Origin of the sequence: Streptomyces sp. BPTC-684 (assembly GCF_030028635.1) — a bacterium.
In the GTDB taxonomy this organism is placed as follows: domain Bacteria; phylum Actinomycetota; class Actinomycetes; order Streptomycetales; family Streptomycetaceae; genus Streptomyces; species Streptomyces noboritoensis.
In genome coordinates, this window is sequence record NZ_CP124863.1 from 7,141,368 (window position 1) to 7,162,657 (window position 21,290).

The following is a 21,290-nucleotide window of genomic DNA, read 5'->3' on the forward strand; positions in this document are numbered from 1 at the left end:
GCGAGCCCCCGAAGCGCAGCTTGGATGCGCGGGTATGCGCGGGTATCGCTGACTGTGGAATCAAGCCTTCCGATTCGTTCATATGAGACCCGGGCTCCGCCGCCGCCGATTCTCATGGCCACGCCGTTGTACGTCGCGTACGCGCACGACCTGCCGGAGTGAGCCGAGCCGACCGGCCCCCGCGCTCGGGGATGCAAGGGCGGGAGACGGGGAGTGCGGAGATCGGCTCCGTTAGGTGCCGGATGCCGAGGGTGTGCCCATGGCTGACGGACAATTCTGTCCCCAGTACCGCGTTATGCCGCCTCGGGCCTAAACCGTCACGTGAACGACGGCCACCGATGGGCGGCCCACTCCCGCCAACTCGCCCAGCCGGGCGGCAGTGTGGCGGCCCGGCAGCCTGCCAGCTCCGTGGCATCAGGCTCCTCGAAGTGCGCCCGCCCGTGCAGGATGTCGGCCTCGGTCATCGGGAGCGTGGCTTCGGGGGCGGTGGCCCAGCGGTGGGCGATCCGGGCGCGTTGGGTCTCCTCGTCCACCGGCAGGTAGACCATGCGGAAGCAGGCGCCTTCCGCCTCCGCCAGCCAGCGGATCGCGGACCGTTCGTCCTGGGACCAGCAGCCGTAGTCCACCACCACGCTGGTGCCCAGCTTGACCGACTCCAGGGCGAGCCAGAGCATGCGCCCCTCCAGCACGTCGCGCTTGCCGTCCGCCTCCGCCTCGCCGAACAGGGGAATCATCCAGTCGTCGGGCGTCAGGCGCAGCGCGCCGTGTTCCTCGGCGAGCTGCCGGGCCTTCGTGGTCTTCCCGGCCCCGGGCAGGCCGACCATCAGGAACAAGGTGGTCACACCCAGATCGTGTCAGGGCGGCCAGGCAGAGGACCAACGATTTCTCTGGCTGCCCCTGGCCTGAGCCGCCACCGGATCGAGGCCACGGCACCGTCCCCCCTGCCCGATCCGGCCCCAACCTCGTCCATGACCAGCACCGGGCACCGGTACGCCGTGGAAATCCGGTTTGACCTTCACCATGGGCGGATGGTCTGGTCACGGCATGGAAACCAGCACGACCAGCGATCGCGTACCCGCAGGCGCGGTCACGCTCCTTGAGGCACTCCTCACAGGCGACGACCCAGTTCACCGCGCACTGCGGGCGCAGATCCCGCACCTGCGGGTGACCGGGCACTGCACGTGCTCCTGCGCCAGCGTTGATCTCGGCCTGGACGAGACCCTCGCGGCTGCCGCTCACGTCGCCGACGATCCCGTCGTTGCCGAGGCCGAAGTCCTCGATGCCGACGGTCAGCCCATCGGCGGGGTGTTGGTCTTCGCCCATGCCGGCTACCTGTCCTATCTGGAGACCTACACCTGGCTCGACGAACAGATCACTCAGTTCCCCGCCCCCGACCGGATCGGGTGACGCTTCTGGCCAATGGCCTTCCGGCCCTGCAGACGCGGGGCTCTGCCCTGCGCGGAGATGGCTCCTCGGGCCTGCTGCCAGCGGCCGAGATGGTTCCCTGTGCATGGCAGCGATTGCCCGTTCACGGTCCCCACCGGCGGCCAGCTGCCTTCCCCGGGCCGGGAGCGGCGGACACACGGGGGCACGTGAACACAGCTCCCTGTCTCGGGACGCCTGATCGTTGTTCCCTGTGCGGCGGTGCGACGGAGGCTGGGGCAGTGAACTCTGATCTCCATCCCGACCAGGCTGCTGCCAGCAGCCTGGCAGCCGCGCTGGAACAGACGGCCGCCGACCTCGGCGTCGCTCCCACGGTGGTTTCCCACGACGGCGGGTCCCCCGTTGCAGCGGGTATCGCCTCCTCGGTCCCGGGGCGCAGGCCACTGTCCGTCCACCTTGGGGCAGATGAGCGCCTGTTCGGTGTTTCCGGCTGGGGCCAGGGGATCGAGTGAAGTTCCACCTGCTGCTTGGACACCTGGACGCTGGGATATGTGAGCCCAGGTCCAGGAGCACCTACGGTGCCCCTGCGCATCCATGCCGAACTGAGGCGGCTCGGCAGGCAGATCAACCGCAAGCGGATCGAGCGGGTCATGCGCGGGCGCGGCATCAGCGGTGTGACCCGCGGCAGGCGCCGGAGCCTGACCCGGCTGGCGAAGAGGGCCGTTCCCGCAGGTGATCTACTCGGCCGTGACCTCACCGCGCACGCGCCGGGCACCAGGCTAGTCGGCGATGTGACCTACATCCCTGCCGCTGAGGGCTGGCTCTACCTCGCGACCTGGCTGGACCTGGCAACCCGCGAGGTGGTCGGCTACTCGATGGCCGACCACCACCGCGCCGGCCTGGCCGTTGACGTCCTGCAGTTGGCCGCCGGCCACGGCTGCCTGGAGCCCGGCTGCATCGAGCATTCGGACCGCGGCAGCGGATACGCCTCCGGTGAACTGCGCTGCGAGATCCGCAAGTTGAACCTGATGGGGCAGAGCATGGGAAGAACAGGCTTCTGTTGCGATAACGCCGCGGCTGAGAGTTTCTTCGCCGTACTGAAGGAGGAGATCGGCACCCGCCTCTGGCCTGACCGGGCCACCGCGAGAGCGGAGTTCCTCTCTTTTACCGAGACTTTCTCCAACCGCCGACGCCTGCGCAAACACCCGCAGTGGGGCTATCTCACCCCGCTCGAGACCCGTCGGCACCACGAGCAAGGTCACACCCCCGCAGCGTAACGATCGAGTGTCCAAGATCGCGGTGGAACTTCACACCTGCGCGGCTGCGCCGCTGCCACCAGCCCGTGGCGCATCCCGCCGCTACCTCCGCCGCTTCGGGTCGCAGCCGTCCAGCAAGACGGCGGCCAGAGCCAGACCGGAGGCCGCACGTGGGTGACTGCCGTGAAGGCGTCGGGTTTCTGCTGCCGAGGTGCGAGTCCGCCGGGGGCGGCGAACGCGGCCGCCACCGTCGGCAGACAAGCGGCCCGGCCGGTCTCAGAGCGGCCGGGGCCGACGCCAGGCTGTTCAGCCGGTGACCTGCACGGTGTTGAGGCTGGCGTTCTGACGCCAGGGCGCCGCGCACGACGCCTGCGAAGACTGGTACCACTGCTTCCAGGGCCCGTTCACCGTGTAGCTGCTGCCGGTGATCCCGTCCTTGCACGTGATCACCACGCGCTGCTGCCCAGGACCGTACTTGCAGGTCGTCTTGAACGTGGCGTTGTCCACTTTCTCGAAGTAGCACCCGTGCGGCGCGGCGTTCGCCGCCGTGGCACCCGCGATCGGGACCGCCACGGCGATGCCTGCGACCAGCAGCGGTGCGGCGACCAGAGAGGACAGCTTCCTGTGTATCATGATCAATTCCCCCTTCGTTGATGCTGGCCGGACGAAACCGGCCAGCATGGCCGCGCCGAGATTACGGACGCGTACCCGCAATGTCCATGAAGTGATCAGAGTTCGGACAGCGCCGGTCACGCCGTCGCTCACCGCCGCCGCGAAACCGACCGATGTCGGTCGGCGGCCAGGCGCGCCATCGAAATCAGGATGCGACACGGGCTGTCCCCCAGGTGGCGGCAGATGCCCCGGGGAGCAGGGACCGCGAGACGGCCATGAGGGCAGATCCAGGTGCATGGTTCACGGCCGAGGGGGACGAACGAGGTCATGGGCGTGGGTACTTGGCGGTGCGCGGGAACCGTTCTGGGTGTGGCGGTGGCAGCGGTGATCGGGTCGGCGGCGGCACCGGAAGCGGCGCTCACTCTGCCCTGCACGCGGACACGGGGCCGTACCAGAGGGAGCTGGAGCGCGGGCTCGGCGCCCGGCCTGCGGGGCGGTGAAGCAGGAAATTGCCCAGAACGAGTGGACGAGTGGCTACCTGAGTGAGATCAAGGATGTTGTGGATGCGGTGGAGCGTGACCTGCCCGCCGGTTTCCCCGCGCCGACGGCGACATGGCTCTACGCCATCGCGCAGATGGCACAGGACACTCTGAGCGAAGAGCTGGACGAGGATGCGTGACCGTCCTCGTTCTCCCTGACCACGGAGTTTCGGTTGTCCCGTTTGCGGGGCTATACGAAGTCCGTGTAGGCGAGGTGGGCTGCGCAGATCCGGCACCGGAAGAGGTACGCCGTCGCCTCCCCGTCCTCGTCGGGCGAGCCGAGGAAGTGCTCGACCTGGTCCGCTGGCCAGCCCCGGCTGACCGCCTCGCGCCGCAGCATGTCCAGTGCCTCGGGGTGGGCGGTGAGTTCGACGGTTCCGGCCGGGCCGAGGAAGGCGGTGCCGTCGCCGCAGTGGAAGAACCACTGGGGTTCCTGCCAGGCGCTGAAGCCCGGGGTGCGCCGGTCGACCGTCGCGAGGACTGCCAGGGGCACGTCGTCGCCCAGGCATGTTCCCGCGGTGAAGTGGGCGTCGAAGCGTTCGGCGGCGGTGCCGTCCGCTATGCACCACGGGCACAGTCGGCCCGCGAGGTCCTCGGCGGCGTAGACGGGCCCTGGTCCCTGTCGATGCACCCGCGTACGCGCCCGCAGCAGACGCAGGTGGTGCCGGAAGGCACGATCACGCCTGTGGTGACGGGGTCGGGCTGGTAGGGGAACTCGGGAAACTGCTCAGTCACAACCCAAACCGTAACGTCGGTACGAACGGTTTGTGACGACCGTCGAGGCGGGCCCCGTCCGCTTCCCCGCCCCGCGAAGCCTTGCTCAACGGCGTCGCTGCGCAGGTCCGCCCGCGTGCCGTCGCCTCGCCTGTGCGGTGGGCTGCGGCGCGTCGTTCCGGTTCACCAAATGGTCCGAGGCACGCGTGTGGGCCCACCTTCACCGCCTCGTTCTTGATGAGCTCGGCGGTCAGGTCAGGTCAAGGCGAGTCGGGCTGGTCGCGATGCGGGGCAGAGGCGGGGCGGCGTCCAGGCCGTGGTGGCCGCCAGCCTCGTGGCGCCCGCGTCGTCCGTGCCGGGCACGGCCCGGAGTTGGTGGATCCAGGTGGCGCCATGCTGGCCGGACGCCGGTGCGGTGCTCGCCGAGCCGGTTGACGTCCGTCGATCGAGCGTTTCAGGTCCTCAGTCGGCATCTGGCGCCGTTGCCTCCGTAGCCGGAACTGTGCGTTGCAGAACTGACGGGTGGTCACGGCATGTGGCGGGGGCGGTTGTTTCATGCGTGCGCCTTCCAGGCACAAGATCCACGCGCTACGTTCCCGGCTCCCCCATGGAAGGAGCCCCCTCGTGGCACCGATAAGACGCGCCGTCAGCACGTCTGTGCTCGCCCTGGCCCTGGTGATGCCCCTGGCATCCGGTACGGCGCAGGCATCCCCGGCTGCGAACCACCCCCGCCCCGCCGACAGCACGGCCACGAGCCCGCGGGTGCTGGCGGTACCGGGCACGGTCAACGCCCGGGACATCGGCGGCTACCGCACGTACGACGGCAAGACCACTCGCTGGGGTGTGCTGTACCGCTCGGAGACCCTGTCGAAGCTGCCGCCCGAGGGCGTGAACGCGCTCGCTGGCCTGGGGCTGGGCAGCGTGATCGACTTGCGTACCGGGCCCGAGATACAGGCTGACGGAGCCGACCGGCTTCCGGCCGGCGTGACCTCGATCGCCCAGCCGGTCGACGACACGTCGTTGTTCGCGTTCATCGGCATGGTGGTGCGCAGCAAGGACCCCGTGTACCAGCAGCAGCAACTCGGCGGAGGAAAGGCCGAACTGAGGATGGAAGCGCTCTACCGTGCTTTCGTCACCAATGCGGCGAACCGGGCCGCGCTCGGGGCGGCGATCCGCACCGTGGCGAACGCGAACGAGCCTACGATGTTCCACTGCTCGGCCGGCAAGGACCGCACGGGAATCCTCGCGGACACGATCCTGCGCTCGGTCGGCGTTCCGGCCTCCACGTCCGAGGGTGACTACCTCCTCAGCAATCAACTCCGTGCGGCATCGGACGCTGCGCTGAAGAGTCAGCTCAAGGCCGCGGGGTTCATGCAGGACCCGACCCTGCTCGACCCTCTGCTTCAGGTGCACAGCAGCTACCTGGGGGCGTTCAGGGCGCAGGCGGTGGCCGACTACGGAAGCTTCGGCGCATTCCTCACCGAAGGGCTCGGGCTCGATGCGCTCACCTTGTTCAAGCTGCGGTTCCGCATCGTCGGCTGACCCCCGCAAGGGAGCGTCTGATCAACGGCCCTGGCGCGCAATTCGCTGGTGACGCGGCGTGTTGCCATCCGTGGACGATGCGGTGGCGAAGCAGGGTGAAGCCTGCGCGTCCGTGTATCTGGCGTGCAATCCGTTTCGTACGCGGCGTAAGCATGGGCCGGTCGGCCGCGGCCACCGGGAGGCCGACCGGTAGCACGAGGGCGAGCAGCGCTGGCAGTGCCTGGACGGCGATCACCGGGCCCTGGGGGCTGCCAGGCTGCCCTGCTCCGGCTCGGCACGATACCCAAGGAACATCGGCTCGTGCCGTCCGTGCTGGGAGATTGCTGTCGCATGTGGCCGGGTACGATCCAGTACTCTCCCTGGGCGTCCGCGACTGGGCTGGGCGTCGGGCCAGACGATGACCACGCGGGGAGCCTTGAGCGCATGAAGCCCGCCCCGTGGCTCGCTGTTGCTGCTCCCTCTGTCTTCTGCCGCCGTTTGAGGGTGCCCTGCGCAGGAAGACCTGCCCCAAAGTTCCCTCAAAGCAGTGCTCGGGCGGCGGTCAGCGGGCCGGGGTGAGAGCCTTCTACGCCCCTACTGGAACCGGCGAGATCAGTGCTGCTGCTGAGAGGGCCACTCAGGGGAGCGCTCTGCTGCTCTCCGCCAGCCACTGCACGGTGGGCGTCTGCCTGTTCGGCGACGAAGACGACCCCGTCACGGTTCGACTGCGCGGCAGCGATGAGTTTCTCGGCCGAGCCCCGTCTTACCTGGTGAGCATCACGGAAGCGGAGGCAGGCGATGAGCAGAAACGCCCGCATCACTGAGGTGGCCGCGGTCGGGATCCGCGTCACCGACCAGCAGAGAGCGCTCGCGTTCTACGTGGAGGAGCTCGGCTTCGAGGTGCGCCGGGACGTGCCCTTCGGCCAGGGGCGCTGGATCGAGGTGGCACCGCCCGGCGCCACGACGACCGTCGCCCTGGTTGCCGACGGGGTCCCGGCCGGCATCCGGCTGACGACCAAGGACGCCGACGCCGACCACGCGTACCTGCATGCACAAGGCGTCGACGCGGACGCGCAGGTCCTGCGGATGGGTCCCGCCGTGCCGCCGATGTTCGGCGTGCGCGACCCCGACGGCAACAACCTGATCCTCATCGAGGGCTCTTGAAAGGGCGGTGTCCACTATGGACAAGCAGTTCAGCGCGACGTTGCAGAAGAGCCCGGACAAGGGCGGGTGGACCTACCTCGTATGGCCGGAGTCGGTGGAGTTCTTCGGTACGCGTGGCCTGGTCAAGGTACGGGGCACGATCGACGGTCATCCGTTCCGGAGCGCGTTCATGGCCCTCGGGGATGGCCGGCACAAACTGCCGGTGAAGGCGGACGTGCGCAAGGCGATCGGCAAAGGGGAAGGGGACACCGTGACCGTCCGCCTGGAGGAGCGCTTGGACAGCTGATTCCCGCCGTGTCCCCCGGGGCGGGAGGCTCACGTGAGGCTGTCCCGCAGCTCGGTGAGGTCGAGCGGGGGCAGCTGCGACAGCGTGGCGGCAGCGGAGCTCATGGCGGCGCGGTAGTGCGGGGTGTCGAGGACGGCGGTCATGGCGTCGGCGATCTCGCCGCGCGTCGCGGTGAGGTCCAGCGCGCGGCCGAGACCGCGTCGCGCGAACGCGTCGGCGTTGGCGGGCTGGTCGGCGAGAACACCCATGGCCAGGACGGGCGTTGCGCCCTGCACCGCGTCGAGCAGGGACGCCCGGCCCGCATGCGTCACAAACAGGTCGGCCCGGTGCAGGAGTGCGGGCTGGGGGGCGTGTTCGACCACCGTGATGCGGGGGTCCGCGATGCCCAGGCGTTCGGCGAGGGCACCCGCGGACACGATCGCGTCGCAGCCGATGACGGAGAGGGCGGCCATGATCTCCCGGTACGCGCTCTCGACGACGGTACGCAGGCCCGACATCGCGGTAGTCAAGGTCCCCAGGCTCACGTAGACGAGCGGGCGGTCGGCAGGGGAGCGGTCCAGCCGGCCCGGCAGGGTGGTGCGGAATTCCGCGACGGTGCGGCGGACCGCGCGCGCACGGGGCGGGACTGTCCCGTAGAACCAGTCGACCGGCGCGGGGGTGAGCATGGGAGGCAGGGCCGGGGTGTGCTGCTCGTGCTGCTTGTACAGGGGAGCCAGCGCGGGCGCGATATCGGTGTCCCAGAGATCCAGGAGGATTGGGCCGAGGCCGTTGTCCGCTGCGATCAGGGGCAGTCCCAGCACTGTGGCCGCGAGATGCGCACCCAGGTCGCTGCACTCGGCGATCACCAGATCGGGCCGTGCCCAGGTCCAGGCGGCGAGCAGGTCATGGGCCTTCGGCGCGGCTTCTTCGGGCCAGAGGTGTCCGAAGACGTATCGGTTGAAGGGTGTGTTCCCGCAACGCTTCCAGATGTCGCTCGCCGTCCGCTGAACGAAGGGATCACTGGGCCACTGCGTTCCGGCGCTGCGGAACTCCACCCCGCGTCGCTGCGCTTCGCGGCGGAACATGGGCGGGGCGTGGAGCGTGACACGGTGCCCCTGTTCGAGGGCCGGGCGGATGACGTAGTCCAGCGCGGACACATGGGAGGGGATCGGCTCAGCGGTGAGCGCTATGTGTAAGGCCACGAACACTCCAGGGATTTGAACGGATTTGGGAGGGGTGACGGGGCGATCCGATCACGACGCGCCGGAGTGCGCAGTGGCCCGGCGGGCAACTCGCCGTCCACTCCTGGGGGAGTGGAGGGCAGAGGCTCGCGGCTCCCCGCGGTGGAAATGGGGATGCGGGTGCCGTGCGCCCGCCCTAGGCTGCGCATGCGCGGGGCGGGCGAGGCACCCTGCCGACCGTCAAGGATCGGAGATGGACCAGGTATGACCAGTCGACTGTTCGCGATCTGCTTCAATGCGACCCGACCGTCGGACCTGGCACGGTTCTGGTCCGGGGTCCTGGGCTGGGAGGTGACCGACGATACGGACGGCACGGCCGCGGTCCTGCCCCCTGATGCCGCCGGGAGCGCCGGGTTCCGCATCCGTTTCCTGCCGAGCCAGGAGTCGAAGACCGGCCAGAACCGGGCCCACTTCGATCTGACGAGCACCTCACCGGACGATCAGCAGCAGACTGTGGCCAGGGCGCTGGAGCTCGGCGGGAAGCACTGCGACGTGGGCCAACTCCCCGAAGAGGGGCATGTGGTGCTCGCCGATCCGGACGGCAACGAGTTCTGCGTCATCGAGGCCGGCAACAAGTTCCTCGCCGACACCGGCGTCATAGGAGCGCTGGCCTGCGACGGTACACAGGCGGTCGGCTACTTCTGGAGCGCGGCGCTGGGGTGGCCGCTGGTCTGGGACCAGGATCAGGAGACCGCGATCCAGTCGCCCGACGGCGGCACGAAGATCACCTGGGGCGGTCCTCCGGTGGCGCCCAAGACCGGCGCGAACCGGTTGTACTTCGAGCTGGCACTCCCCGCCGACGCCGACCGGGAGGCAGAGGTCGAGCGCCTGATCTCGCTCGGCGCTCGGCACAGCGACGTCGGCGAGGGTGACGGTGGCCGGACGCTGATGCTCGACCCCGACGGCAACGAGTTCGCTGTACGCAACCCCCGGTAGCGGGGCGAGCGAGGGGCGCCGTTCGTCACCGGTCGAGCGCGCCTCGCGGGCCGGCGAGGAGGTCGGCGGCAGTGGCGCCCCAGTCGACTCCGCAGAGCTCCTGCCCGGCGGGCACGACTGCGTAGGTGTGCTCCAGCCACTTCACCAGCGGGGGTATCGGCAGTTCGAACAGCGCCGCCATGTCACCGGAGACCAGCCGGAGCCGGGCGGCCGTCCGGTCGCCCGGGTGCGACGGCCAGATCTGGACGTCGCCGATGCCGCTCCTTGTGTGCAGCCCCTGCCACAGCAGATCGCGCCCGATGCGCCAGCGGGCGCACGGGCCGTTCTCGACCGTGAACTCTGCGGACACGGCCAGGGGCGAAGCGAGGTCGAACCCGAACTCGGCACTGACCACCTGACGGGCCGAGGTACCCAGGACGCGCTCGACGGTCAAGGTGAGTCGAGGGCGGGCGTGCGGTGTGGTTCGGCCGGCCTGCACACCTGTCGGGTGGGCGCTCATGACGTGTGGGTCCTTCTGTATGGCGGATGCTGACCCGACCCACTCTTATCGACCGCGGGGCGTCGTACGTACGTAAGTTGACCGTCGGGTTTTTGTGCCGGGACAGGAGTCATCAGGCGGAGAGCTGTCTCCTTTCGGATATCTCGTCCCTTTGGTCCTCGCGGGAGTCCGTAGGCCGCGCGCGATGAACCCGCGACGTTAAGTCATTCGACTGTCGCCCCCGACCCGCGCTTCGACGAGCCTGGAGCAGTCACCCGGTGCCGTAGGGCCGTGATGCTCGGAGGAGCCCCACCGTGAAACGTACTCCCGTCGTCTTCATCCACGGCGCGTGGCTGCACGCGCTGTCCTGGGAGCCGTGGGTGGAGCGCTTCGCGACCCGGGGGTTCCGCGCCTGCGCTCCTGGATGGCCGGGGGAGGGGCCCGTTCGGGAGCTGCGCGAGGCGCCGGAGACGCTCGGCCGTCCCGGTCTGGACGCGCTCACGGTCCACTACACCCAGATCGTGCAGTCATGCGACACTGCGCCGGTCATCGTCGGGCACTCGGTCGGCGGGCTCATCGCCCAGCGCCTCATCGCCGCTGACATGGGGCGTGCCGCGGTGGCCATCGCCCCCGCTCCGATCAACGACATCCCGCTGCCCGCGTCCTTCGCCCGGTTGCCGGCCGTCGCCGTGGGCGGCTCCGGCGGACCGTCGGTGTCCCTGTCGCCGCAGGTGTTCCACCGGGTCTTCGCGAACACGGTCACGGCGGAGGAGGCGCGACGGCTCTACGAGCGCTATATCGTGCCGGCCCCCTCCCGGCTGCTCACCGACCTCGGGTACGGCGCGGAGGGCCGCAGCCCGCACACCGTGGTGGACGTCGGCAACGCGGCCCGCGGACCGCTCCTGCTGGTCTCGGGGCAGGAGGACCGGCTCGTACCGGACGCGGCCACCCGTGCCGCGTACAAGCAGTACGGCGACACCACGGCGGTCACCGACCTCAAGCAGTTCGCGGACCGGGCGCACTCGCTCGTCATCGACGGCGGATGGCACCAGGTCGCCGACCATGTGCTCGGCTGGCTGGACGAACAGGGCGTCCGCGCCCGTTCCTCGGAGGGCTGAGCGCACCTGCTGCGGCGTCACGTGCCCCGGTCGTCGGGGAGGTTGCTGAGGGCGTCGCGCAGCGCGGCGCGGGAGGTGATGCCGAGTTTGGGGAAGATCCGGTAGAGGTGGGAGCTGACCGTACGCGGCGACAGGTGCATGCGTACGCCGATCTCCTTGTTGGTCAGGCCGCCGGCGGCCAGATCCGCGATCCGGCGTTCCTGCCAGGTCAGGGTCGCGAGGCCGGTCGTGGAGGCGGAGACGGGCGCCCCGGCGGCACGGAGTTCGGCGCGGGCCCGTTCGGCCCACGGGGGTGTGCCCAGCCGGTCGAAGGCCTCGGCGGCGAGGGTGAGGGCGCGGCGCGCGGCGTCGCGTGCGCGGGTGTGGCGGAGCCGGACGCCGTGGGCGAGGCGGATGCGGGCGAGTTCGAAGGGGAAGCGGTCGGCGGCGGGATGGGTCTCGGCGCGGTGGTACAGGTCGGCGGCCTCGGCGGGGTCGGTGGCGGTCATGGCGAGCGCGCCGTAGGTGAGGAGGGCGAGGCGGGGGGAGACGGCGGGCAGGTCGGCGTGGTGTGCGGCGAGGGCGTGGCGGCGGGCCTGTGCGGTGCGGCCGGTATGTAGGGCCGCTTCGACCAGGTCCAGGAGGGTGCGCGGGGCTTGGTGGGCGTACGGGGTGAAGGCGCCCGGAGGCGTGATGCCGATGGCGTGGAGGTAGGCGGCTTCGTGGTCGCCTTCGGTGAGGGCGGCCATGGTGCCGATGGCGTCCGCGATCTGGGTGAGGAAGCCGACGCCACGCGGGCGCGCCCAGGTGTCGACGGCGGCCTGGAGTCGGCGTGCCCGGTCGGTGTCGCCGCGCATCGCGGCGAGCAGGCCGAGGTAGGCCCGGGTGTGGTGGACGAACAGCGTGTTGTGGTGCGAGGTCGTCAGCTCCAGGACGCGCTGTCCGGTCCGCTCGGCCTCGTCCCACTCGCCGAGCGCCATCTGGTCGAGCATGATCAGGTGGAGCATGGTCATGGCCGACGCCACGGCCCCGGTCTCCACCTCGCGGTCGACGGTGCGCTGGAGGTGCGGCCGGTACTGGCCGAGGGCGTCCACGTGGTAGGCGGCGACGCCGAGGCGGGTGGTCTCCCAGGGTTCGAGCCGGTGGAAGTCGGCGAGGGCGCGCTCCAGCCGCTCGTGCACGCCCGCGCCGCGACGCACCACGTCGCTCCAGGCGTCCTCGTACGTGCGGGAGTTCGCGGAGACCGACTCGCCCAGGGAGTCGAGCAGCGCGTGCGTCTGCTGCCACGACGCCTCGTCGCTCGCGTACTGGTTGATGGCCAGGAGCAGGTTGACCAGCCGGGTCAGGTCCTCGCTTGCCCCCGGTGCGCCCGTGTCGCGGACGTTCTCGATCGCGGCCAGGACCTGGCGCTGCGAGGAGTGCACGTCCCCGTCGTCGTAGAGCGCGACGTAGGCCGACGCGAGGACCGACGCCGGCGACTGGTCGGTGCCCGGTGCGGCGCCGGAGCGCACCAGCTGCTGGGCCCGGTCCAGCAGGCCGGCCTGACCGGCGACGAACGAGGCGTCGCCGAGCCTGCGGGAGCGCTCCTTGTGCCCCTCGCTCAGCTCCGCCGCGCGGGTCAGCCACGACACGGCGGCCAGCGAACCGCCCCGCAGGGTGGCGGAGTCGGCGGCCGCCTCCAGTACGGCGGCCACCCGCTCGTCGGGGTCCACCGTCGAGGCCGCCAGGTGCATGGCGCGTCGTTCCACGTCCTCGCGGTGCACGTGTGCGAGGGCGGCGTGCGCCGCGCGCCGTTCGTTGGGGGTCGCCATCTGGACGACCGTCGACCGCACCAGGGGGTGGCGGAAGACGAAGTCGCCGCTGAGCTGATCCACGTCCAGCAGCCCGCAGGCCGCCGCCTCGTCGGCGTTCCTCATGTGGTAGCGGATGCCGTACGCGTGGCCGGTCACCGCGTCCGCGCCGACACCGTCCAGAGCGCCGCGCAGCAGCTCCACGCGTACGGCGGCACCCAGCGCCTCGATGCGGGAGCCGTACACCTGCTGGAGGCGCAGGGGCAGGGGGACAGCGGTGTATCCGGTCCGCTCCTGGCGGGTGGCCACGGTCCGGCCGCTGCGCAGCACGTGGGGCGGCAGCTCCAGCAGGGCCAGCGGGTTGCCCCGGGCCTCGTCCAGGACCAGTCGACGGATGCCGGGATCGAGACCGGGGTTGTGGAGGTCGAGGAGTTGTCCGGAAGCCTCCTGCGACAGTGTGGGCACGGGCAGTTCGGGCAGGGCGGCCGTGTCGAAGCCGGAGGGCACGCCGGAGCGCAGGCCCACGACGAGCCGGACCGAGCTGCCGGTCAGCCGCCGTCCCACGAATCCGCACACCTCGGTGCTGGCGGTGTCGAACCACTGGCCGTCGTCGAGTACGAGCAGGAGGGGTTCGCGCGCCGCCCCGAGGGAGAGCAGGTCCAGGACGGCGATGCCGAGGGACATGACCGAGGGCGGCGAGCCCCCGCTCCTGCCGAAGACGACGTCGAGGGCGTCGCGGTGCCGGGGGTCCAGCCGGTGGGTGTGGGGGAGCAGCGGGTACAGGAGCTGGTGCAGACCGGCGAACGGCAGACCTGACTCGGCCTCCACCCCGGCCGCCCTGACCACGTGGTGATGCTCGGCCGAGGCCAGACGGGCGACGTGGTCGAGCAGGGCGCTCTTGCCCACGCCCGGGTCGCCCCGCAGGACGAGAGCCCGGCCCCCGGCGCCCGTCACGAACGCGGACAGCACCTCCCGCTCGTGCTCGCGGCCGATCATCGTCGCGTCGATCGACACCGTCGCCCCCACTTCCCTTTCCCCGGGACCATTTCCCGCGCCGATGTCGTCGCGGCCGCTCGAAGGGGATGCGCGGGGCGCAACGGCGAGAGGGTACGGCGTCGTCAGCTGAGCGGTGCAAGTGTCCCTGTCATGCCCATCCTCACGCAGAAGCCTAAATGCCCCCGAGCGGGCTCCGTCACCCGCTATGGCCGAAACCTGACGGAGTGACGGCCCGGCAGGTCCCGTACGCCCGTGTTCTCGTTACGCGGGGACCGCCCGGTAACTCAGCGCCGCCCGCGGAAGGTCGGACTGCGCGAGGTCGACCGTCGACACCGTGCCGGTTCCGTGGGCGCCGGAATTGGGACGAGAGTGGTGTGATCATCGGCGCGGCTCGTGGGGACGTGCGCGGCCGGTGAAAGACTTTTGCACTCTCAACAATGTGTCGGCGAGTGGAGAACCGGACATACGCGCAACTGGTTGGACCGGTGATGCAGGGCGAAGCCCAAAACAACACACGTGTGTTCTGCTAGCGTGGGTTCCGCCGTCACACGTTTGCGTATCAGGTGTGTCCGGTCCGGGCGCGGCATGGAGCTGCGGCCGATCTCATTCCAGACACGACCCAGAAAGTAGGAACCCATGCCACTGAAGTCGTTCAAGGCCAGGACTGCCACCGTCGCGGGCGCGGTCGTCGCGGCGGCGCTGCTTTCGGCGGGCCCGGCGTTCGCGGACAACCCCCCGTACAGCGGCTGCCCCGACTGGGCGCTGTGCCTCTACCAGGACGGAGGGGGCAAGGGGTCGAAGGTGATCGTCACTCCGCCGCCGGCGGGCGGCAACACGAAGATAGTGAGACTCATCAACACCCACTTCCTCAACCACGAACTGGCCGACAACCAGGTCTCCTCCTGGCTGAACAACTCGCAGTGCCAGATCGAGTTCTGGGACGACCCCAGCGGGGAGCTGCACCCCTCCGACCTGGACTTCGCCCAGACGTGGCACTGGGGAGAGAAGGGCGACTACGCCGCCGGGACCTCCAAGTACTACAACAACGACCGGCTCTCCTCCTTCCGGTTCTACTGCCCCTGACGCGCACGGCAAAGGCGCCTGCCCCGGCCTGAGTACGGCTGGGCAGGCGCCTTTTGCCCGTTCCCGCGCGCCCGGCCCGGAGAGCCGTCCCGGGCGCGAACGGGACTTCAGCCGGCGTCGTCCGGCTCCACGAGGGTGTACATCACCGAGCGCTCCTGCTTGTGGCGCTCGATGCGTCCCTTGGCGACCAGGGACTCCAGGGTGTTGCGCACCACCTGCGGCGTCGGATTGCGGTCCGGGTGCCTCTCCAGGAGCTCGTCCCGCAGGTCCTTGGCCGCGCGGGGCTCGTCGTACCGGGCGAGCAGATCCATCAGCAGGTCCCCGAGCAGCGGCTGGGGCGACTGCCCCTTCGCACCGCGCTTCGCCGGCGTCCCGGCGGGCGCCGCCGCGCTGCGGCGCTTGGTGGGCGCGGGCTCCTCCTGCGCCTGCTCCGGCAGACGTGAGGCATCCGCGAAACCCTCGTACCGCTCGGCCAGCTCAAGGATGTCCGTCAGCAGGGTTTCCTCCTGCTTCAGCAGCTCGATCCTCTTCGTCAGCTCCTCCTGGCGCCTGCGGTTCTCCGCCAGCTCCGATGCGACCTGTTCCACGTACCGCGACCGGAGCTTGGCGGCTGATTGGCTACTCACACGTTCACTCCCTCGATATGGATGATCCTGCGCATGGTACCCACGCCGAGGGGCCCGGGTGCGGCGGGTGTCGACGCCGACGGGTTCCGTCGAGCGTGCTCACTCTTCACCATACGGGCAAAGGTGTCTCACCGTCCGCCGGGCAGGCAGCGGCTCTTCTGGTCACACGTGTGCCAGGACCCCGGGGGCCGGGCACACGGACGGCTCACACCGCCGGAGCCCCGGTCTCGGTGAGCACCCCGTCTGCCAGCCGCAGCCAGCGGTTCACCCCGATCCGGGTCAGGAACCGCTCGGCATGGCTGATCACCATGAACGCGCCCCGGTAGGAGTTGAGCGCGCTCTCCAGCTGGCCGGTGCTCACCAGGTCGAGGTCGGCCAGACCGAGGCGGCCGAGCTCGGCGCGGGTGCGCTCCTCGATGTCCCAGTCGTCGCCGATGGTGGCGAAGTGCTCCTCGCTCACGTCACTGGACTCCACGGCGTCCAGGGCACGGATCACCGCGGCGGCGCCGAGCACCTCGGCGACCGTGAGGTCCCCGGTCAGGGGGAGGTCCTGCGGGAGGTGGCCGAGCGTGCCCTGGACCGTCACCGATCCGGCGGCGGGCTGGAGTTCGCCGGCGATGAGCTTGAGCAGGGTGCTCTTGCCGGAGCCGTTGGGGGCGACCAGTCCCGTACGGCCGCTGGTGACGGTGAAGGACAGGTCGTGGAAGACCGGGGTGTCGTCGGGCCAGGAGAAGGAGAGGTTCGAGCAGACGACGGCGGCGTCGGACATGGAGATGACCTCGCGAAGATGACGGGCAGACAGACCTCTGCCCTGGGCAGCGTGGGAAAAGGGGGAACGACGAAGTCGGCCACGGCAGCGGCGCTCTGGCAGCGCCGACCGGTGGCCGGTCAGATCCGGGTCTCACCCGGAGATGTCGTCTTCACCCACCACGTCTGCGACTCCTTGATCAAGCGGTCCACGTCGGTCACACCCTAACAGGTGCGGTACCCCGCGCTCCCGGGCGGCGGGGGTGTCACGTATACAGGTGAGATGACACGTGTCGATCCATGGCCGAGCTTGGACGGTCACACATGTGCATGATTGACAGTGCGCAGACACACATGTCAGCATCATCACCCGTTGAATAAGTGACGTACGGGGCGGATCGCGCGTGCGGCTCCGGCCTACCCGCCACAGCCCTCACCGCGTTCAACGCTCCCACCCACCCAGGTACATCGAGAACTGACGCCCCAGCCGTCACGTCAAGAACCCGTCGCAGCAACCGACATGGGGTTCCGGGCCGCGTGGTGGACTGGCGCGGACAGAGAAGAGAGGCGCACGTTGTCCATACGTATGCCGGGGCACCGCTCCCGGCGCAGACGCGACCTCGGGCGGTCACGCACCGTGGCCCAGACCCTCTGCGTGGCGCTGCTCGCCTCGCTCGTCACGCTGCTCGCCCCCGCGGCGGCACAGGCGATCGAGACGGTCGACAAGATCGCCATCACGTACAACATGCAGGGTGGCACCGCCTGGTCGGACGTCAGGTCGATCCTGCTCCCCACCGCCGACATCGTGGCCCTGCAGGAGGCCACGACGCCTCCCGACACGAAGTTCACCGACGATGCCCAGGTGATCGCCGAGAACCTCGACGACACCGCGAAGACCCCGAGTGGCTATCCCAGCCTGAAGTACCGGCTCTACGCGAAGAAGTGGGGCGGAAACGGCTCACGGAGGCCGGGCGGTGTCCTGCTCTATCTGAAGATCCTGGACAGGACCGCCTGGGGCGCCGATCCGGCCAGCACCCCCACCGATCCCGGTACCGACCCCGACGAGCAGGAGGATCAGGAGGACGTCAAGAAACCGCCCCGGGACCGCAACACCCAGAAGTCCATGGCGATCTGGCTGCGCGACGTGCCGGACGACATCGGCACACTCAAGGGCCGCGTCAAGATCTTCCCCGCCGAGGACCCGAAGAACAAGTGGATCAGGACCCGCCCCGCGTTCGGGGTGGAGGTCGGCGGCACCTGGTACTTCAACATCCACGCGGCGTCGATCCGCGCCGACACAAAGCCCAATCCGCACACCGTCGCGCTGATCGACACGATCACCCGGCAGATGGCGGGCAAGCGGTGGCGGGCCCTGGGCGACTTCAACAGCCTCCCGGACGCCACCCGCGTCAGGTTTCCCAACACGTTCTATGCGACGGAGGAGGGCGTTCCGGGCGGGACACCGGTCGACACGCAACAATCCCACCACGCGCTGGACTACATGATAGCCAGTGACCAGTTGGAGAACCTCGCCGTCTCGCGCAGCGAGCAGCAGGGTTCCTCCGACCACTGGCCCGTGAAGTTCAACCCGGTGGACAAGAAACTCTGCAACACCGCGTGGCCGTACGGCTGGGAGACGGTCTACAACCGCACGGCGCAGCGCCTCGCACGCGCCGCCGCCGGGGACGCCTGCGGACCGCCGACCGCGGTCGTCTCCATGGGCGACAGCTACGTCTCCGGTGAGGGCGGCCGGTGGGCCGGCAACGCCGCCGCCTCCGCGACCGGCTCCGCCTGGGGCACCGACCGCGCCGCGGTGAACTGCAACGGCGAGGAGAGCGTCTGCGACCACGACCTGACCAAGGTCTACGGCGACACGTCGTACGACAAGGGCGGCAGCGCGTGCGACCGCTCCGACTCCGCCGAGATTCGGGGCGTGAACGTCGACGGCGTGCCGGCGGAGAGACGGTTCAACATCGCCTGCTCCGGCGCGACGACGGACAACGTCACCACGACCGGCTTCAAGGGCCAGCGGCCGCAGGTCGACGACCTGCGTGACATCGCGCAGAACAACGACGTACGGATGGTCGTGCTGTCGATCGGCGGCAACGACCTGAAGTTCGCCGACATCCTCCAGGACTGCGTCAAGGCGTACTTCTACCCCTCCCTGTTCAACAAGGGCTGCCGCGGCGCGAAGGAGAAGCAGTTCGCCGACGGCCTCGGCCCGGTGCGGGCCAAGGTCGTGCAGTCGGTCGAGGCGATCCGCAAGACGCTGCGCGATGCGGGCCAGGAGGACGACTCGTACCAGATCGTGCTGCAGTCCTACCCCAACCCCCTCCCCATCGGCCGCAACTTCCGCGACCCCGAGAACGCGCCCGTCCCGCCGGCCAACTACAGTCGGTACCTCAGCGGCGGCTGCCCCTTCCTGGACGCGGACAGCGACTGGGCGCACACCTCGGTGGTGCCCAGGATCAGTGCCATGCTGCGCGGTGCTGCCAACGAGGCCGGGGTGTCCTTTCTCGACCTGCAGGACGCGTTCGCCGGGCACGAACTGTGCAACCGGACGACCCGGCAGGCCACTTCGAGCGAGAAGCTGACCGCCCCCCTTCCGGCCGAGCGCGCCGAGTGGGTGCGCTGGGTGCCGTACGTGGTCGACGGCCTCAAGGACCTTCCGTGGCAGGCCCAGGGCAACCAGCAGGAGGCCATCCACCCGAACTACTACGGCCAGCGGGCCCTGTCCGCCTGCCTGACGAAGATCGCGGCGCAGCTCGGTGACACCCCGGTGTTCTCGTCCTGCGTGGGCAAGCCGTCCACCGCGCCCGCCGACATCGACGGGACGGTGGACAACAGTACGGTGCTGAGCCGGAGCAACCGCCGTGCTCCGGTGGCCGGGCTGCCGGACTGGAGCCGGGCGGGATACCGCGCCGGTGAGGAGCTGCCGGGAGCCGCTGCCCGCAACGCGGACCCCGCCTGCCACCTCACGCCGTCCGCGCTGGAGCAGCAGTTCAAGGTGAAGGCGGACGACGGACAGGACGACACGGCGGGGATCCAGGCCGCCATCGACCAGATCCGCAACTCCTGCACGCCGTCCGCGAATCCGGGCAGACTGTCGGTGATCGAGCTGCCCAAGGGCGTCCTCGACGTCAGCAAGCAGCTCTCCGTGGACGCCTCCTACCTGGTCATCCGGGGTCAGGGTGCGGACCCGGCGAACGGCTCGCGGATCGTCTTCCGCCCCGACGCGAACACCCGCTACGACGTGTTGACGGAGAAGGGCGAGCGCTGGGACCAGGGCGCGATGACCCACAAGTGTGAGTTCACCACGGGCAACAACGTGGGTTCGGGCGGCTGGATCTGGCCGGGACGCGGACTGTTCCGCGTCCAGACCCGGGAGGCCGCCGAGAAGTACGCCAAGATCTGCGGCTTCCCCTCCAAGATCCCGGAGAACCGGCGTGACCTCTTCGAGGGCTCGATCAACCAGCACTGGGAGTCGGGTGTCGCCGTGGCCGGGTCCGCGGCCGACGCCAACTACGCGGCACACCAGGGCGACCGGGTCATCCAGCTGAACGCCAAGGCGAAGATGGACGTCTTCAAGCCGGGCGGCGACCTGTGGGTGGGCGCGGCGAACAGCCTGAAGTTCTACCAGACCCAGCAGGTCGCCGGAGCCGCGGCGGACGACGGCCGGCTGGAGAACCTGCACATGCGCCAGCAGGTGTTCACCATCACCTCGGTGGACGCCGCCCAGCACGCCGTCACGATCGACAAGCCCCTGGAGTTCGACGTCCCGGTCGACTCCACCTCCGACGGCTCCCCGGCCCTGGGGGTGGGCGGCAAGCCCTACGTCAGCAAGGTCACCCCGCTGAAGATGATCACGGACGTGGGCTTCGAGGACTTCTCCTTCACCGAGGACCTCAACGGCCTGCCCAAGCTGCGTGGCGGCACCTATCAGCTCACTCCGGCCCAAGCGGTGCACAACTACGGCAACATGGCGCCCGAGTACGCCATGCACGGCATCGTCTTCAAGTGGGCGTCCGACTCCTGGGTGCGGGGCGTGCGCGCGGACATGGTCGGCTCGCACCCGGTCGTCACCGAGGTGGCCCGCAACATCCAGGTCGAGCGCAATGTGTTCGACGGCTCCTGGAACAAGGGCAAGGGCGGCAACGGCTATCTGCGCGGGTCCCGCGTCTGGGACTCGCTGTACGCCTTCAACACCAGCCGCAACCTGCGGCACTTCACCTTCCAGTGGTCGGCATCGGGCAACGTCGCCATCGGCAACGACTTCGACTCCGACCTGAACCTGCACGGCGGCTGGGAGCACCGCAACCTCTTCGAGAACAACACCGTGCACGTGCCCTACAACCACTCCTCCGGCCAGTGCGAGACCAACTGCGGCGGCGAAGGCCCAGGTGGCGACAACGGCACCTGGTGGCCCATCTACTGGGCCGCGGGCAGCAAGGGCATCGGCTGGTCCGGCTCCACGGGCCCGCAGAACGTGTTCTTCCACAACACCCTGACCAAGCAGTTGGCCGCGGGAGGCCCCTATCAGGTCTACGGGCCGTACGCCGACACCTCCCGGGTGTTCCAGTTCGGCTCCTCCGCCGCCGACCCGAGCGTCTTCCAGCATCTGAGGACCGGAGGCGCTCCCGTCCAGGACTGGGCGGACAACGAGCGCAACATCTACACCGGGGGCGATGGAGTCAACGCCTCCCGTACCGACCCCAGCAGCTCACTGTTCCTGCGCGACTACCGCTCCTGACCAGCGGCCCGCGGCCCCGGCACGCCCGTTTCCGGCGGACTTCGGTCCGCGGGGAGCGGGCGCGCTCCGTTGCGGCTCGGATTCGGCGGTGT

At 69.7% G+C, this 21,290-nt stretch carries 18 protein-coding genes and 2 pseudogenes; 11 read left to right on the forward strand and 9 right to left on the reverse strand.

Translation table 11 applies throughout. The annotated features are described in order from the left end of the window. Positions 1-317 precede the first annotated feature (317 nt). On the reverse strand, positions 318-842 hold the full coding sequence (locus tag QIY60_RS31780; RefSeq protein WP_283145612.1) for an AAA family ATPase: 525 nt from the start codon (positions 840-842) through the stop codon (positions 318-320). A gap of 166 nt (positions 843-1,008) precedes the next feature. On the opposite strand from QIY60_RS31780, the gene QIY60_RS31785 reads away from it, so the two are divergent. Next, on the forward strand, positions 1,009-1,407 hold the full coding sequence (locus tag QIY60_RS31785) for a hypothetical protein (RefSeq protein WP_283145613.1): 399 nt from the start codon (positions 1,009-1,011) through the stop codon (positions 1,405-1,407). A 554-nt stretch (positions 1,408-1,961) separates the two neighbouring features. Continuing rightward, positions 1,962-2,660: an IS3 family transposase gene (locus QIY60_RS31790; RefSeq protein WP_283145614.1), complete on the forward strand. Its 699-nt coding sequence runs from the start codon at positions 1,962-1,964 to the stop codon at positions 2,658-2,660. 285 nt (positions 2,661-2,945) lie between these two features. Here QIY60_RS31790 and QIY60_RS31795 read toward each other — a convergent pair whose 3' ends face one another. Further along, entirely contained in the window at positions 2,946-3,470 is a 525-nt protein-coding gene (locus tag QIY60_RS31795; RefSeq protein ID WP_283145615.1) for a hypothetical protein, read from the reverse strand. Between the two features lie 277 nt (positions 3,471-3,747). On the opposite strand from QIY60_RS31795, the gene QIY60_RS31800 reads away from it, so the two are divergent. Next, positions 3,748-3,930, forward strand: a complete 183-nt coding sequence (locus tag QIY60_RS31800) for a hypothetical protein (RefSeq protein WP_283145616.1) — start codon at positions 3,748-3,750, stop codon at positions 3,928-3,930. A 50-nt stretch (positions 3,931-3,980) separates the two neighbouring features. Here QIY60_RS31800 and QIY60_RS31805 read toward each other — a convergent pair whose 3' ends face one another. Both QIY60_RS31805 and QIY60_RS32850 read right to left on the reverse strand, forming a co-directional pair. Continuing rightward, entirely contained in the window at positions 3,981-4,421 is a 441-nt protein-coding gene (locus tag QIY60_RS31805; RefSeq protein WP_349253973.1) for a CbrC family protein, read from the reverse strand. Continuing rightward, positions 4,349-4,525, reverse strand: a complete 177-nt coding sequence (locus QIY60_RS32850; protein ID WP_349253974.1) for a CbrC family protein — start codon at positions 4,523-4,525, stop codon at positions 4,349-4,351. Before QIY60_RS32850 ends, QIY60_RS31805 begins: the two co-directional genes overlap by 73 nt. A 158-nt stretch (positions 4,526-4,683) precedes the next feature. Here QIY60_RS32850 and QIY60_RS31810 point away from each other — a divergent pair. The 4 genes and pseudogenes from QIY60_RS31810 to QIY60_RS31825 form a co-directional block, all read left to right on the forward strand. Further along, positions 4,684-4,804 (forward strand): annotated as a pseudogene (locus QIY60_RS31810) (IS5/IS1182 family transposase); the annotation flags it as partial. 324 nt (positions 4,805-5,128) lie between these two features. Continuing rightward, positions 5,129-6,046 (forward strand): tyrosine-protein phosphatase, encoded by a 918-nt coding sequence (locus QIY60_RS31815; RefSeq protein WP_283145617.1) that lies wholly within the window; start codon positions 5,129-5,131, stop codon positions 6,044-6,046. 777 nt (positions 6,047-6,823) lie between these two features. Continuing rightward, positions 6,824-7,189 (forward strand): VOC family protein, encoded by a 366-nt coding sequence (locus QIY60_RS31820; RefSeq protein WP_283145618.1) that lies wholly within the window; start codon positions 6,824-6,826, stop codon positions 7,187-7,189. 16 nt (positions 7,190-7,205) lie between these two features. Next, positions 7,206-7,475, forward strand: coding sequence for a DUF1905 domain-containing protein (locus QIY60_RS31825; protein WP_283145619.1), 270 nt, complete (start codon positions 7,206-7,208; stop codon positions 7,473-7,475). A gap of 29 nt (positions 7,476-7,504) precedes the next feature. On the opposite strand, the gene QIY60_RS31830 is transcribed toward QIY60_RS31825, so the two are convergent. Next, positions 7,505-8,656, reverse strand: coding sequence for a glycosyltransferase (locus QIY60_RS31830; protein WP_283145620.1), 1,152 nt, complete (start codon positions 8,654-8,656; stop codon positions 7,505-7,507). A 243-nt stretch (positions 8,657-8,899) separates the two neighbouring features. Between QIY60_RS31830 and QIY60_RS31835 the strand changes: the two genes are divergently transcribed. Continuing rightward, positions 8,900-9,631 carry a VOC family protein gene (locus QIY60_RS31835; protein ID WP_283145621.1) on the forward strand — a complete coding sequence of 244 codons (732 nt, stop codon included), beginning with the start codon at positions 8,900-8,902 and terminating at the stop codon, positions 9,629-9,631. A 25-nt stretch (positions 9,632-9,656) separates the two neighbouring features. Here the strand turns inward: QIY60_RS31835 and QIY60_RS31840 are convergent, their stop codons facing one another. Beyond that, entirely contained in the window at positions 9,657-10,130 is a 474-nt protein-coding gene (locus QIY60_RS31840) for an SsgA family sporulation/cell division regulator (protein WP_283145622.1), read from the reverse strand. 293 nt (positions 10,131-10,423) lie between these two features. On the opposite strand from QIY60_RS31840, the gene QIY60_RS31845 reads away from it, so the two are divergent. Next, positions 10,424-11,227, forward strand: coding sequence for an alpha/beta fold hydrolase (locus tag QIY60_RS31845; protein ID WP_283145623.1), 804 nt, complete (start codon positions 10,424-10,426; stop codon positions 11,225-11,227). 17 nt (positions 11,228-11,244) lie between these two features. On the opposite strand, the gene QIY60_RS31850 is transcribed toward QIY60_RS31845, so the two are convergent. Continuing rightward, entirely contained in the window at positions 11,245-13,992 is a 2,748-nt protein-coding gene (locus tag QIY60_RS31850; protein ID WP_283146135.1) for an AAA family ATPase, read from the reverse strand. A gap of 636 nt (positions 13,993-14,628) precedes the next feature. Between QIY60_RS31850 and QIY60_RS31855 the strand changes: the two genes are divergently transcribed. Then, the gene (locus QIY60_RS31855; protein ID WP_283145624.1) at positions 14,629-15,075 is read left to right on the forward strand and encodes a peptidase inhibitor family I36 protein; all 447 of its coding nucleotides are present in this window, start codon (positions 14,629-14,631) and stop codon (positions 15,073-15,075) included. Between the two features lie 107 nt (positions 15,076-15,182). Here the strand turns inward: QIY60_RS31855 and QIY60_RS31860 are convergent, their stop codons facing one another. Beyond that, positions 15,183-15,701 carry a hypothetical protein gene (locus QIY60_RS31860; RefSeq protein WP_283145625.1) on the reverse strand — a complete coding sequence of 173 codons (519 nt, stop codon included), beginning with the start codon at positions 15,699-15,701 and terminating at the stop codon, positions 15,183-15,185. Between the two features lie 373 nt (positions 15,702-16,074). Continuing rightward, a pseudogene (locus QIY60_RS31865) lies at positions 16,075-16,470 on the reverse strand (ATP-binding cassette domain-containing protein); the annotation flags it as partial. Positions 16,471-17,085: 615 nt separating this feature from the next. Here QIY60_RS31865 and QIY60_RS31870 point away from each other — a divergent pair. Next, positions 17,086-21,198, forward strand: coding sequence for a GDSL-type esterase/lipase family protein (locus tag QIY60_RS31870; protein ID WP_283145626.1), 4,113 nt, complete (start codon positions 17,086-17,088; stop codon positions 21,196-21,198). The last annotated feature ends 92 nt before the right edge of the window (positions 21,199-21,290 follow it).